Raw genomic sequence first — 13859 nt, forward strand, 5'->3', positions numbered from 1 at the left:
CAGCAACCATGGACATTACCGATCTCGTTCTCGACCAGCATCAGGAGCAGCGCCGCCTGTTCGGCCTGATCCAGCAGATGCGCGGCGCCAAGCCCGACGAGCTCAGCGCCGTCTGGAATTCGCTGAAGGGCCTGCTCGACGCGCACGCCGAGGCCGAGGAGCGCTTTCTCTATCCGCGCCTGCTCGAAGTCGGGAAGGGCGAAGCCGACGCCGACAGTGCGGAGGACGAAACCAAGGACGCGATCGAAGACCATAATGAGATCCGCGACGCGGGCGAGGCGGTCGACAAGGAGAAGGTCGGCTCGGACAAATGGTTCGAGGCGGTGACCAAGGCCGATGAGGAGAACAGCAAGCATCTCGCCGAGGAAGAGCGCCAGGGGCTCGCCGACTTCCGCGAACATGCCTCGCTGGACGAGCGCCACCAGCTTGGCATCCGGTTCATCGCCTTCGTCAGCAAGCATCGCCACGGCATTGCCGCGGTCGACAAGGATCCGGACGATTATGTGAAGGACCCGGAGGCCGAGCTCGAGAAGGCCTGAGCGTCAGATATCCAGAAGGGCGAGGGCAGGGCGATATCCGCGTCCGCCGTCGCCCTGAAGGCCTTCGATGCTGGAAGAAGTGGCTCCCCGAGTTGGATTCGAACCAACGACCAAGTGATTAACAGTCACCTACTCTACCGCTGAGCTATCGGGGAACGATTGCCTCGGCGAGCGGGCCTATGGCGCAGCCGATTTGGCTTGGCAAGACCCTCAGGTGGCAAATTGCTCGGCGGCGATGCGTTCGTCGAGCGCATGGTCGGGATCGAACAGCAAGGTGAGCGAGCGGCTGTGGTCGAGACTGATCTCCACCGTCCGCACGTCACGCACCTCGAACTGGTCGGCGACCGCGGCGACCAGCCGGTCGGTAGGCTCCAGCACCCGGAAGCGGATCCGCGCTTCGTCGGGCAGGATCGCGCCTGCCCAGCGGCGCGGGCGGAAGGGCGCGATGGGGGTCAGGGCGAGCAGGGGCGCAGACAAGGGCAGGATCGGCCCGCGCGCCGAAAAATTATAGGCGGTCGATCCCGCCGGGGTTGCCACCAGCACGCCGTCGGCGACGAGCTCGGGAAGGACGACGCGCCCGTTCACCACCACCTCGATCTTGGCCGCCTGCCGGGTTTCGCGCAGCAGCGACACCTCGTTGATGGCGGCATGCGTCCATTCGTCGCCATGGACCGTCTCGGCGGTCATGGTGAGCGGCGCGACCTGCACCGCCTTGGCCGCCGCGATCCGCTCGCCGAGATTGTCGAGCCGCCACTCGTTCATGAGGAAGCCGACCGTGCCGCGGTTGATCCCGAACACGGGCAGAAATTCGCCGCCGTCGAGCATCTGGTGGAGCGTGTGCAGCATGAAGCCGTCACCGCCGAGCGCGACGAGGATCTTCGCGTCCCGCTCGTCGCAGAATTGGTAGCGCCGGCGGAGCATCGCGGCGGCGGCCTGCGCCGTCTCGCCGTGGCTCGCGACCAGGGCGATCCCGGCCCCGGTCAGGTCCTGGCGTGTCGCCGCGCCCTGTCGCACGTCCGCGTTCACCCAGGCTTCCCCTCATCCACTGCGTTGCGTCGCGAGCATAACGGGCGAGGGGGCACCTCGCTACCGTCCCGTTTCGGAGCAGCACAAATGCGGACCGCTGCACGAGTTCATGCTATGATTTAGCAAGCAGCCATGAACCGTCCCGCCGTCCGTCATGCCCGCCGCGCCAGCGACGCACCGCCCTCAGTCCCGGCGATGCCGCGCGCGGACGAGGAATTGCTGGCGATGCTGGTCGAGGACCGGGTCGGGCTGGCCTTCCAGCCGCAGTGGAGCGTCCGCACGGGCAAGGTGGTCGGGGTCGAGGCGCTTGCCCGGGCACCCGAAGGCCTCGCGCCCGAGGATCTCTTCGCTCGCGCCGCCGCTGCGGGCCTCAGCGAACGCATGTCGCGCGCGGTCCAGCGCAAGGCCTTGCAGTCGGCAGGAGGCTGGGATGGCGCCCGCGCAGGGCTTCGCTTGTCCCTCAACCTCCTTCCCGAGGACCTTGCCCGTGACGGCTACGAGCGCTGGCTGCTGAGCGAGATCGCGGCCGCGGGGCTGCAGCCGGGGCGGGTGACCGCCGAAATCACCGAATCCAGCCTGATCGCCGACCCGGTCGCCGCCGCCGCCCGGCTCGCCTGCCTCCGCGCCGCGGGGGTCCGGATCGCGGTCGACGACTTCGGCACCGGCTATGCGAGCCTCGCGTGGCTCACCACGCTCCCGCTCGACCTCATCAAGATCGACCGCGGGCTGATCCTCGACCTGGTCGGCGGTCGCCGCGCGCAGATCGTGGTCAAGGCGCTGATCGCCCTCGCACGCGAACTCGAACTGCAGGTGGTCGTCGAAGGCGTCGAGGAGGAGGAACAGCTCGCCCTCCTGCGCGACTGGGGCTGCGACTATTACCAGGGCTTCCTTGGCGCCCGCGCGATGGGCGAGGAAGAGCTGGCGGAATTCCTCCGCTAGGGCATCATCGGCCCATGCGCTTCACCGACCTCTTCTCGGGCCACGCCGAACTCTACGCTTCGGCCCGGCCGACCTATCCCGAGCATTTCATCGCGCAGCTAACGGGGCTCGCCCCCGGGCGGACCCAGGCGTGGGACGTGGGGACCGGCAACGGCCAGTCCGCCCGCAGCCTCGCGCGCTACTTCGACCAGATCTTCGCGACCGACCCGAGCGAAGCGCAGATCGCCGCCGCGGCGCCTGCCGAGCGCGTCCGTTACGCGGTCGAACCGGCCGAGCGCTGCAGCCTGCCCGATGCGAGCTGCGACCTGATCCTCGCCGCGCAGGCCGCCCATTGGTTCGAGCCAGCCGCCTTCGGGGCCGAAGTCCGCCGCCTGCTCCGGCCGGGCGGGATCGCCGCCGCGATCGGCTATGGCTGGTGGTATGTCGATCCGGAGGTCGATGCGATCATCGGCGAGCTTTTGCTGAAGCGCGTCGAAGCGCACTGGCTGCCCGGCAACTGGCTGTTGATCGACGGTTATCGCTCGCTCGAGCTCCCGGGCGAGGAGATCAGGACCACGCCCGCGGCCATCCACCTTGGCTGGGAACGGGCCGAGGTCGAAGCCTATGTCCGCAGCTGGTCGGTCGTCCAGAAGCTCGGGGAAAGCATCACGGACGACGCGTTCGAAGCCCTCCGTAAGATCTGGCCCGACGGGCAACGACGGCACGTCACCATGCCGATCGTCAGCCGGGTCCATCGCTTCTAGGCCGCGACCTTCTCGCGCTTCTTCGCCGCTGCGACCCGGGCAAGCCCGCGGCTCAACTGCAGCGCGCCGTTGAGGCGCTGCGCCGGGGTCGCCCAGTCCCTGCTGACGACGAGCTTCTGGTCGGGCCGGAGCTTGGCCGTGCCCTTCAGCCGCTCGATGTAGCTGAACAGCCCGCCGACATCGGGGAAGCCCGACGCCGAGAAGGTGACCACCGCGCCGCGGGCGCCGACATCGAGCTTGGCGATGCACGCCGCCCGGCAATGGATCTTGGTTTCAACCACTTGGAGGAGGTTGTTCGCTTCTTCCGGAAGCTTGCCGAAGCGGTCGATGAGCTCGGCCGCAAATTCCTCGACTTCCTGCGGGCTCTCCAGTTCGCCGAGGCGACGATAGAGGCCCATGCGCAGGTCGAGGTCGGGGACATAATCCTCCGAGATCATGATCGGCGCTTCGACATTGATCTGCGGCGAGAATTCGTCCGGCTTGTCCTCGCGCGTCCCGCCCGCCTTCATGTCGAGGATCGCGTCCTCGAGCATCGACTGGTAGAGCTCGAAGCCAACTTCCTTGATGTGCCCCGACTGTTCGTCGCCGAGCAGATTGCCGGCGCCGCGGATGTCGAGATCGTGGCTGGCGAGCTGGAAGCCCGCGCCGAGGCTGTCGAGATTGCTGAGCACGGTCAGGCGCTTCTCGGCGGTCTCGGTGATCTGCCGATCGGGCGGGGTGGTCATATAGGCGTAGGCACGGGTCTTCGAGCGCCCGACGCGTCCGCGCAGCTGGTAGAGCTGGGCAAGGCCGAAGCGCTCGGCGCGATGCACGATCAACGTATTGGCGCTGGGAATGTCGAGCCCACTCTCGACGATGGTGGTCGACAGCAGCACGTCATATTTGCGGTCGTAGAAGGCGCTCATCCGCTCCTCGACCTCGGTCGGCGCGAGCTGGCCGTGGGCGACGATCGGCTTCACCTCGGGCACTTCCTCGCGCAGCCATTCCTCGATGTCGGGGAGGTCGGAGATGCGCGGCACCACGAAATAGCTCTGCCCGCCGCGATAATGTTCGCGCAACAGCGCCTCGCGGATGACCACCGGGTCCCATGGGGTGACATAGGTCCGCACCGCCAGTCGATCGACCGGCGGGGTCTGGATGACGCTGAGTTCGCGCAGACCGCTCATTGCCATCTGCAGCGTCCTGGGGATCGGCGTCGCGGTGAGCGTCAGGACATGGACGTCGGCCTTCAGTGCCTTCAGCCGTTCCTTGTGCGTAACCCCGAAGCGCTGCTCCTCGTCGACGATGACGAGGCCGAGCTTCTTGAACTTGATCCCCTTGGCGAGGATCGCGTGGGTTCCGACGACAATGTCGATCTGCCCTTCCTCAAGCAGCTCCTTGGTCCGCTTGGCCTCGGTCGAGGAGACCAGTCGCGAGAGGCGCCCGACTTCGATCGGGAAGCCTTTCAGGCGATCGACGAAATTCGAATAATGCTGGCGAGCGAGGAGGGTGGTCGGGCACACCACCGCGACCTGATAGCCCGCCATGGCCGCAACGAAGGCGGCGCGGAGCGCGACCTCGGTCTTGCCGAAGCCGACGTCGCCGCAGACCAGCCGGTCCATCGGCTTGCCCGCAGCCAGATCGTCGAGGACATCGCCGATCGCCCGGTTCTGGTCGTCGGTCTCCTCATAGGGAAAACGATCGACCATCGCCGGATAGGCGCTGTCGGGCTCGGCCACCGCGCCCTGCCGCATCGCGCGCATCGCCGCGGTCTTGATGAGCTCGCCCGCGATTTCGCGGATCCGCTCCTTCATCCGCGCCTTGCGCCGCTGCCACGCCTCGCCACCGAGACGATCGAGCGCCACGCCTTCCTCGCCGCTGCCGTAGCGCGACAGGACGTCGATATTCTCGACCGGCACGTAGAGCTTGTTGCCGCCGGCATATTCGAGCGCGACGCAATCGTGGGGCGACTTTCCGACCTGGACCTGCGTCAGCCCCTCGTAGCGGCCGATGCCATGTTCGGCGTGGACGACGAGGTCGCCGGGGGTGAGCGTCGCCAGCTCGCTGAGGAAGGCGTCCGCGCTCTTCCGCCGCTTCCTCCGCCGCACGAGCCGGTCGCCGAGCATGTCCTTCTCGGTCAGCACCGCAATGCCGGGCGTGGTGAAGCCGTGATCGAGCGGGAGCACCAGCAGCGCCGCATCCTGCGACGCGCCGAGCGCTTCCTGCCAGCTGCCGGCCATCCCCTGGCTGATCAGCCCATGGTCCTTCAGCAGGCCCGACAGGCGCTCGCGAGCACCGACGGTATAGCTTGCGAGGATGACCTTATGCCCGCCTTTCCGGAGCTTGGCGGCGTGCTTGACCACCGCTTCGTAGACATTCTCATTCTGCGTCCGCTCGGGCGCGAAGTCGCGCGCGGGGACGACGCCGAAGTCGATGACCTTGTCCGAAGAGGGCTCGGGGAAGGGGGAGGTGAGATGGGCCGGCCGGTCGGCGAGCAGGCCCTCCCATTCCTTCGACGAGAGGTAGAGCTCGGACGGGGCGAGCGGGCGATAGCTGCCCGGCTCGGCGACCATCGCTCGCTCGCGGTTGGTGTAATAATCCTGGATCGCCTCGCGGCGGCTCCTGACTGCCCCGTCGACCCCACTCTCGCGGATGACGATGTCGCTGTCGGAGAAATGGTCGAACAGGGTCGCGAGCCGCTCCTCGAACAGCGGCAGCCAATGCTCCATTCCGGCCAGCCGCCGGCCGTCGCTGACCGCCTGGTACAGCGGATCGCCGGTCGCGGTGGCGCCGAAATGCTCGCGATAGCGCGCCCGGAAGCGCTTGACGCTCTCCTCGTCGAGCAGGGCCTCTGACGCCGGCATCAGGGTGAAGGCCTCGGCCGGGCCGATGGTCCGCTGATCGGCGGGATCGAACGCGCGCATCGTCTCGATTTCGTCACCGAAGAAATCGAGCCGGATCGCGTGCGGGAGACCCGAAGGATAGAGGTCGAGAAGGCCGCCGCGTACCGCGAACTCGCCCGCTTCCGACACGCTGTCGGTTCGGTGATAGCCGTTGGCCGTGAGCAGCTGGATCAGCCGGTCGCGCTCGATCCGTTCGCCGGGCGCGAGGCGCCGGGTCAGCTGGCGGATGCGAAAGGGCGTGAGCGTCCGCTGGGTCGCGGCATTGGCGGTGGTGATGAACAGCTGTGGCTTCTTCACCGGCTCCTGCAAGCGGTGCAGCGCAGACAGCCGTTCGGCCATGACCCGCAGTGCCGGCGAGGCACGGTCATAGGGGAGACAGTCCCAGGCCGGGAAGGTGATGACCTCAAGCTCGGCAGCAAAGGCCGGCGCGGTCTCGGCCAGCGCGCGCATCGCGGCTTCGTCGGGCGCGATGATAACCGCGCGCCCACCGCCGCTCTGCCCGAAGGCGGTGCGCGCGAAATCGGCGGCGAGCCAGGGAAGGAAACCCATCGGCACGCCCGACAGCGTCAGCGGCTCACCCGCCTTGAGTATGCGCTGGAGGTCGATCACCGGTCGATCGGAAGATAGTCGAGGCGCTTCATGGCGGTCATCAAGTCTCCCTGGAAGCGCTCGGGCACTTCCTGGGTTCCGATCGCCCAGGCCATGATGTCCACATCCTGTTCCTCGAGGAGGGCCTCGAACCAGGCACGCTCCTCGGCCGTCCACGAGGCGCCGTGGCGGTCGAGGAAGCCGCCGATCATGCGGTCGGCCTCGCGCGTTCCACGGTGATGGGCGCGCCAGTGGAGGCGCTTCATGGCCGGATCGTCGAGCATGGTCGCCAGATAGGGATTGGTGGCCATTCTGTCACCTCCGCGCCCCCTGTGCTATGGACCGGGTCGGGGGAGGGCGCCTGATGGCCGAAGCGGGACCTGCATCCGACCGGATCGCCTGGCTCGACGCGCTGCGCGGCTTCGCCCTGCTCGGGATCCTCCTCGCCAACATCCTTTATTGGTCGGGATGGCTATTCACGCCCGAGCCGCAACGGATCGCGCTTGCCGGCGATGTGCAGACCTCGTGGGAAGTTTTCCTTCACAAGCTGCTGATTGACGGGAAGTTCTACACCCTGTTTGCGACGCTGTTCGGGCTCGGCTTCTCGCTCCAGCTCGAACGGTTGAGCAATCGCGGCGTGGATGGCGTGCGGATCTTCCGGCGACGCATCCTCGGCCTCCTCGCCATCGGCCTCTTCCACCTCTTCTTCATCTGGGACGGCGACATCCTGACGCTCTATGCCTTGATCGGCCTGCTCCTGCCGTGGTTCCGGCACTGGAGCGACCGCCGGCTGCTCGTTGCCGCCGTTGCGCTGCTTGCGCTCCCGCTCGTTGGCGTACCCCTGTTCAAGGCACTCGGCTGGGCGCCGCATCTCGCTTTCTACGGCCTCTCGTCGCGGATCGCACAGGCGATCGGGGCGGGCGCGCTCGAGCAGAATCCGGTCGCCTGGCTCCAGCAGGACGGCGCCCGGGCCTATTGGGGCTGGGTGCTGAGCGGATGGCCCTACGCAATCGGGACGAGGCTCGAGGGCTGGCGCATTCCGAAGGTCCTCGGGCTGATGCTGATCGGAATGGTGCTCGGACGCCGCGTCGCCCGCGGCCTTCCACCCGTCGAACGCCCGCGGCTCTGGCTCGTCCTCGCACTTGGCCTGCTGGTCGGGGTTCCGTTCAGCTACGCCTACGCCCGCATGCCCGCGCTCGGACAGGACAGCAGCACCGCGGTGATCGGGACCGTGCCGCTGGCCTATGCCTATGCCGCGGCCTTCCTCCTCGCCTGGCCTCGGGCGCATAGGGTGCTGGGCATCCTCGCACCGGCGGGCCGGATGGCACTGACCAACTACCTTGGTCACAGCCTGCTCGGAATCCTCATCTTCTACGGCATCGGCTTAGGGCTGATCGGCCGCCTCCCGCCGACCGGCTTCTACACAGTCGCGCTCGGCATCTTCGCCGCGCAACTGATCTTCTCGCACTGGTGGCTTTCCCGACACGCGCAGGGACCGATGGAGAAGCTCTGGCGGCGGATGACTTATGGCAAGCTGACGAAGCCGCTGGAGCACGCTAACGCCGACTGATGCGTCCCGAGCTGCTCAATCCCCTGTTCGCCGAAGTGGAGACGCTGAAAGGCGTCGGGCCGCAGGTCGCGAAGCAGCTCGGCAAGCTTGGCATCTCCCGCGCCGTGGACCTTCTCTTCCACCTGCCGACCGGCGCGATCGAGCGGATCCGCGCGCCCGGCGCGAGCCCAGTGCTACTTGGCCGACAGGTCATCCTCGATGTCACGCCGACCGATGTCCGGCAGAGCCGGGGCCGCGGTCCGACGCGGGTCTTCGCGACCGACGGCGAGGGCAACATGCTGACGCTCGCCTTCTTCAATAATGGCGGCTGGGCGGCGCGGCAGCTCCCGCTCGGCGAAAAACGGACCATCACCGGCAAGCTAGAAGCCTATGGCGACGAATGGCAGATGATCCACCCCGAGGTGACCGAGCCAGGCAAGGGCGAGCCGGCGCTGAAGGAGACGGTCTATCCGCTGACCGAGGGCATGACGAGCCGCCGGCTGCGCGAACTGGTCAATGCGAGCCTCTCCCATGCGCCCGGCCTGCCCGAGTGGATCGAGCCCTCGGTCCTCGCCCGCGAAGGCTGGCGCGACTGGCGCACGAGCCTTGCGACGGTCCATGCCGAGCCCGCCGACAGCGCCGCCCGCCAGCGGCTCGCCTATGACGAAATCTTCGCCAATCAACTTGCGCTGCAGCTTCTCCGCCAGGTCAGCCGGCGCAAGCGCGGGCAGCCGCTACGCGGCGACGGGCGGCTGACCGGGGCGCTCAGCCTGCCCTACGCGCTGACGGGCGCGCAGCGGCGCGTGGTCGAAGAGATACGGGGCGACATGGCACAGGAGGTGCCGATGCTCCGCCTGCTCCAGGGCGACGTCGGCTCGGGCAAGACTTTGGTCGCATTGCTGGCGATGCTCGAAGCGGTCGAGGCCGGCGCCCAGGCGGCGATGCTCGCGCCGACGGAAATTCTTGCCAGGCAGCATCATGCAACCTTGCTCAAGCAACTGGATTCGCTCGGCGTTCGTGTCGCCATCCTGACGGGCCGCGAAAAGGGAAGGGCGCGCGATTCGACCCTGATGGGGCTCGCCGACGGGTCCATCGACATCCTCGTCGGGACCCACGCCATCTTCCAGGAGAAGGTCGCCTACCGGCGCCTCGGCCTGGTCGTGATCGACGAGCAGCATCGCTTCGGCGTCTCCGAGCGGCTCCTCCTCTCGTCGAAGGCCGAGCGTCCGCCGCACCTCCTCGCCATGACCGCGACCCCGATCCCGCGCACCCTGACGCTGACCCAATATGGCGAGATGGACGTCAGCCGGATCGACGAGATGCCGCCCGGTCGCACCCCGGTCGAGACCAGGGTGATCGCGGAGGAGCGGGTCGGCGAGGTGGTCGAGGGTCTTGCACGACACGTCGGCGCGGGCGGCCAGGCCTATTGGGTGTGCCCGCTCGTCGCCGAAAGCGAAACCAGCGACGCCGCCGCCGCCGAGGACCGCGCCGCCGCCCTGGCGTTGCGCTTCCCCGGCCAGGTCGGCCTCGTCCATGGCCGGATGAAGGGTCCCGAGAAGGACGCGGTCATGGCCGAATTCGCCGCCGACCGTCTGAAGATCCTCGTCGCCACCACCGTCATCGAGGTCGGGGTCGACGTCCCCAATGCCGCGCTGATGATCATCGAGGGGGCCGAGCGCTTCGGCCTTGCCCAGCTCCACCAGCTGCGCGGCCGCGTCGGGCGAGGGGCGGCCAAATCGACCTGCCTCCTGCTTCGCGGAAGTACGCTAAGCGAAACCGGCCGGGCTCGGCTGGCCCTGATGCGCGAGACCAACGATGGTTTCCGCATCGCCGAAGAAGATCTGAAGCTGCGCGGCCCCGGTGAGATCCTCGGCGTCCGCCAGAGCGGTGAGGCGCAATTTCGCCTCGCCACCCCCGAGCAGGTGCAGGAACTCGTGCCGATGGCGACCCAGGACGCCCGCCTCCTGCTCGACCGCGACGGCGGTCTCAAGGGCGACCGCGGCGAGGCGGCGCGCCTTTGCCTCTACCTCTTCGAACGTGATCAGGCGGTGGATCTGCTCCGTTCGGGTTAGGGCAGGAGAAGCCCGTGCTTCTTCTTGCCGAGGCTGAGCTTGCGCTCGGAAGGCACGGAAATCACGAGTGCAATGTCGCCGACAGGCTCCCCGTCGAGCTTCACCGCGCCTTCCGCGACTTTGCGCTTGGCTTCGCCGTTCGAAGCGCAGAAACCGAGCGCCACCAGCGCCGCCAGCACGCCGATCTCGCCGCCGGTAGTGACGCTCGGCAAGGCTTCGCCCGAGCCGCCCCCGGCAAAAGTCGCCGCCGCGGTCGCGGCCGCTGCTTCCGCCGCCTCGCGCCCGTGCAGGAGCGTGGTCGCTTCGGTCGCGAGCACGACCTTGGCGCGGTTGATCCCGGCCCCTTCCAGCGCCTCCAGCCGGCCGATCTCCTCCAGCGGGAGATCGGTGAACAGCCGCAGGAACCGTCCGACGTCGGCATCGGCCGCGTTGCGCCAGAATTGCCAGTAGTCGTAGGCGCTTAGGGTGAAGCCTTCAGGCCCCTCGGCATTGAGCCACACCGCGCCATTCGCCGTCTTGCCCATCTTGCCGCCGTCGGCCGTGGTGATGAGCGGCGTGGTGACACCATAGACTTCGGCGCCCGCGACTCGGCGGGTCAGCTCGATCCCGTTGACGATATTCCCCCACTGGTCCGACCCGCCCATTTGAAGGCGGCAACCGACCCGGCGGTTGAGTTCGAGGAAATCATAGCCCTGCAGGATCATGTAGTTGAATTCGAGGAAGGACAGCGACTGCTCGCGGTCGAGCCGGAGCTTGACGCTGTCGAAGCTCAGCATCCGGTTGACCGAGAAATGCTGCCCGATCTCGCGCAGGAAGGGGATGTACTCGAGCTTGTCGAGCCAGTCGGCATTGTCGACCAGCACCGCGTCGGTCGGACCGTTTCCGAACTGAAGGAAGCGCCCGAACACCTTGGCGATGCCATCGATATTGGCTTTGATGGACTCGTCGCCGAGCAGCTTTCGCGCCTCGTCCTTGAACGAGGGATCGCCGATCTTGCTCGTCCCGCCGCCCATCAGCACGATCGGCTTGTGACCGGCCTGCTGGAGGCGCCGCAGCATCATGATCTGGACCAGACTGCCGACGTGAAGCGAGGGCGCGGTCGCGTCGAAGCCGATATAGCCGGTGACGATCTCCTTCGCGGCCAAGGCATCGAGCGCCGCAGCATCGGTGGCCTGGTGGATGTAGCCGCGCTCGCTGAGAAGGCGGAGAAGATCGGAGGAATAGCTCGTCATGATGGGTGAGGCGCTTAGCGTAGCGGCGCGAATATCGTAAGATGGCCCATGCGTTTCGAACTCCAGCCGCACCCGACGACGGTCCCGAGCCCGCCCTTCACCCTCTGGGCGAGCGCCGAGCGAAGCGGAGCCTTCGGGGACACTGCGACCCTCAACCTGTGGTTCGGGATCAGCGCACCGATCGGCCGCTTCCTCGTCGCGTCGCCGTCCGAGGACCCCGCGCGCAAGGACGAATTGTGGCGCACCACCTGTTTCGAATGCTTTCTCAAGGAGGAAGGGCAAGTCGGGTATCAGGAATGGAATTTCGCGCCCTCGGGCGATTGGGCAGCCTATGATTTCGTCGAGGAGCGCGAAGGCATGCGTCCCTCCGGCATTGCCAACGCGCCTTATGTCCGGGTCGAGGACAATCTCACCTGGTGGGGGCTCGGCGCGACGCTCTCGATCCCCGCCGAACGCCGTTTCCGCCTCGGCCTGTCGGCGGTGATCGAGGAAGAGGACGGCCGCCGCAGCTTCTGGGCGCTCCATCACCCCGGCCCGCAGCCTGATTTCCACCATCCGGATTGCTTCGTCGCCAAGCTTGCCTAGAGCATGCTTCCATGACGACCCAGTTCGGTATCGACCGCCTCCTCAGCCAGCCCGAGCTCCGCCGACCGCTCGAGGGAAAGCGCATCTGCCTCGTGGCCCATCCCGCCTCGGTCACGGCCGACCTCAGCCACAGCATCGACGCGCTGATCGCCGCCGGGCTCAACGTGACCGCCGCCATGGGGCCCCAGCACGGGCTCAAGGGCGACAAGCAGGACAATATGGTCGAGACCGCCGACGAGCTCGATCCGCGCCTCGGCATCCCCGTCTTCAGCCTCTACGGCGAAGTCCGCCGCCCGACGGCCGCGATGATGGACAGCGCCGATATCTTCCTGTTCGACCTCCAGGACCTCGGCTGCCGCATCTACACCTTCGTCACGACCCTCCTTTACCTGCTCGAGGCCGCCGCCGCCGCAGGCAAGGAAGTATGGGTCCTCGACCGTCCCAACCCCGCCGGTCGCCCGGTCGAGGGAACCTTGCTCGAGCCCGGCTGGGAGAGCTTCGTCGGCGCCGGCCCGATGCCGATGCGCCACGGCCTCACCATGGGCGAGATGGGCTGCTGGTTCATCCGCGAGTTCAAGCTCGACGTTGCCTATCATGTCGTCGCGATGGAGGGTTGGGAGCCCGAGGCGGCGTCCGGCTTCGGCTGGCCCACCGACCGGATCTGGATCAACCCGTCGCCCAATGCCGCGACCCTCAACATGGCTCGCGCCTATGCCGGCACCGTGATGCTCGAAGGCACGACGCTGAGCGAGGGCAGGGGCACGACGCGCGCGCTCGAGCTGTTCGCCGCGCCCGGCCTCGACGCCCGCGCGATCCACGCCGAGATGCAGCGGATCGCGCCGCACTGGCTTCACGGCTGCGCTTTGCGCGAGATCTTCATCGAGCCGACCTTCCACAAGCATGCGGGAGCGCTCTGCTCGGGCCTCTTCATCCATGCCGAGGGGCCGGCCTACGACCATCACGCTTTCCGCCCGTGGCGGCTTCAGGCGCTCGCCTTCAAGGCGATCCGCAATCTCGCGTCCGACTACGACCTGTGGCGCGACTTCCCCTACGAATATGAATTCGACAAGCTCGCGATCGACGTCATCAATGGCGGTCCGGCGCTGCGCACCTGGGTCGATGATCGCGCCGCGCAGGCCGACGACCTCGACGTCCGCACGCGCCCCGACGAACAGGCCTGGGAAGAACAGACCGCGGGCCTTCGCCTTTACTGACGCGGGTTGAGCCGGACGATCTGCCAGTTGAGCCAGGCAGCGAAGCTGACCCAGGCGAGATAGGGCAGGATCAGGAGGCTCGCGAGCGTGGATAGGGGTGCAAGCCCGACCATTAGCGCGACCAGCGAGGCCCACAGGAAGGCGACCTCGACCAGGGCCCAATCCGGCCGCTTCAGCTTGAAGAAGAGCGGGCTCCACAGGAAGTGGAAGAGGGCGTTCGCCCCGAACAGCAGGATGACGAGGCGCCGCTCGGCCTCGCTGTCGGCGGCATTCCACGCGAGCACGGCCGACCAGGCGGCGAGACCGAGGATGATCGTCCAGGCCGGGCCGAACAGCCAGTCGGGCGGCTGCAGGCGCGGCTTTTGCAGGCCCCGGTACCAGGGGCCGATCTCGGTCAGCAGCCCGCCGCCGATCCCGAGAAACACCGCCACGCCGGCACTGATCCAGACTGCAGTCGGCATGGACGTGTCTTCCTTCCAGGAGGCCCCGG

General features: G+C 67.5%; 12 protein-coding genes and 1 tRNA gene. 7 read left to right on the plus strand and 6 right to left on the minus strand.

Annotated features, from left to right (window positions below):
* Positions 1–8 precede the first annotated feature (8 nt).
* On the plus strand, positions 9–539 hold the full coding sequence (locus AC4GYU_RS09110) for a hemerythrin domain-containing protein (protein ID WP_491086572.1): 531 nt from the start codon (positions 9–11) through the stop codon (positions 537–539).
* Between the two features lie 80 nt (positions 540–619).
* On the opposite strand, the gene AC4GYU_RS09115 is transcribed toward AC4GYU_RS09110, so the two are convergent.
* Positions 620–694: transfer RNA gene (locus AC4GYU_RS09115), tRNA-Asn, on the minus strand.
* Between the two features lie 55 nt (positions 695–749).
* Positions 750–1565, minus strand: coding sequence for an NAD kinase (locus AC4GYU_RS09120; RefSeq protein WP_491086573.1), 816 nt, complete (start codon positions 1563–1565; stop codon positions 750–752).
* 132 nt (positions 1566–1697) lie between these two features.
* On the opposite strand from AC4GYU_RS09120, the gene AC4GYU_RS09125 reads away from it, so the two are divergent.
* Together AC4GYU_RS09125 and AC4GYU_RS09130 are read left to right on the plus strand one after the other, a co-directional pair.
* Complete coding sequence (locus tag AC4GYU_RS09125; protein WP_491086574.1) at positions 1698–2504, plus strand: EAL domain-containing protein; 807 nt, start codon at positions 1698–1700, stop codon at positions 2502–2504.
* Positions 2505–2518: 14 nt separating this feature from the next.
* Complete coding sequence (locus AC4GYU_RS09130) at positions 2519–3247, plus strand: class I SAM-dependent methyltransferase (RefSeq protein ID WP_491086575.1); 729 nt, start codon at positions 2519–2521, stop codon at positions 3245–3247.
* Here AC4GYU_RS09130 and mfd read toward each other — a convergent pair.
* Both mfd and AC4GYU_RS09140 read right to left on the minus strand, forming a co-directional pair.
* Positions 3244–6738: a transcription-repair coupling factor gene (gene mfd, locus AC4GYU_RS09135; protein WP_491086576.1), complete on the minus strand. Its 3495-nt coding sequence runs from the start codon at positions 6736–6738 to the stop codon at positions 3244–3246. The genes AC4GYU_RS09130 and mfd overlap by 4 nt on opposite strands.
* Entirely contained in the window at positions 6735–7028 is a 294-nt protein-coding gene (locus tag AC4GYU_RS09140) for an FAD assembly factor SdhE (protein ID WP_491086577.1), read from the minus strand. The genes mfd and AC4GYU_RS09140 overlap by 4 nt, the downstream gene beginning before the upstream one ends.
* A 53-nt stretch (positions 7029–7081) precedes the next feature.
* Here AC4GYU_RS09140 and AC4GYU_RS09145 point away from each other — a divergent pair, with 53 nt between their 5' ends.
* Positions 7082–8287 (plus strand): DUF418 domain-containing protein, encoded by a 1206-nt coding sequence (locus tag AC4GYU_RS09145; protein ID WP_491086578.1) that lies wholly within the window; start codon positions 7082–7084, stop codon positions 8285–8287.
* Entirely contained in the window at positions 8287–10338 is a 2052-nt protein-coding gene (gene recG / locus AC4GYU_RS09150) for an ATP-dependent DNA helicase RecG (RefSeq protein WP_491086579.1), read from the plus strand. Before AC4GYU_RS09145 ends, recG begins: the two co-directional genes overlap by 1 nt.
* Here recG and tyrS read toward each other — a convergent pair.
* Positions 10335–11570, minus strand: a complete 1236-nt coding sequence (gene tyrS, locus AC4GYU_RS09155; RefSeq protein WP_491086580.1) for a tyrosine--tRNA ligase — start codon at positions 11568–11570, stop codon at positions 10335–10337. The two genes, recG and tyrS, sit on opposite strands and share 4 nt — an antisense overlap.
* Positions 11571–11618: 48 nt before the next feature.
* Here tyrS and AC4GYU_RS09160 point away from each other — a divergent pair, with 48 nt between their 5' ends.
* Both AC4GYU_RS09160 and AC4GYU_RS09165 read left to right on the plus strand, forming a co-directional pair.
* Positions 11619–12155: a DOMON-like domain-containing protein gene (locus tag AC4GYU_RS09160; RefSeq protein WP_491086581.1), complete on the plus strand. Its 537-nt coding sequence runs from the start codon at positions 11619–11621 to the stop codon at positions 12153–12155.
* A gap of 11 nt (positions 12156–12166) precedes the next feature.
* On the plus strand, positions 12167–13369 hold the full coding sequence (locus tag AC4GYU_RS09165; RefSeq protein WP_491086582.1) for an exo-beta-N-acetylmuramidase NamZ family protein: 1203 nt from the start codon (positions 12167–12169) through the stop codon (positions 13367–13369).
* On the opposite strand, the gene AC4GYU_RS09170 is transcribed toward AC4GYU_RS09165, so the two are convergent.
* Complete coding sequence (locus AC4GYU_RS09170) at positions 13363–13830, minus strand: TspO/MBR family protein (RefSeq protein ID WP_491086583.1); 468 nt, start codon at positions 13828–13830, stop codon at positions 13363–13365. The two genes, AC4GYU_RS09165 and AC4GYU_RS09170, sit on opposite strands and share 7 nt — an antisense overlap.
* Positions 13831–13859: the final 29 nt, after the last annotated feature.

The organism is Sphingomonas sp. SP2, from assembly GCF_058313385.1.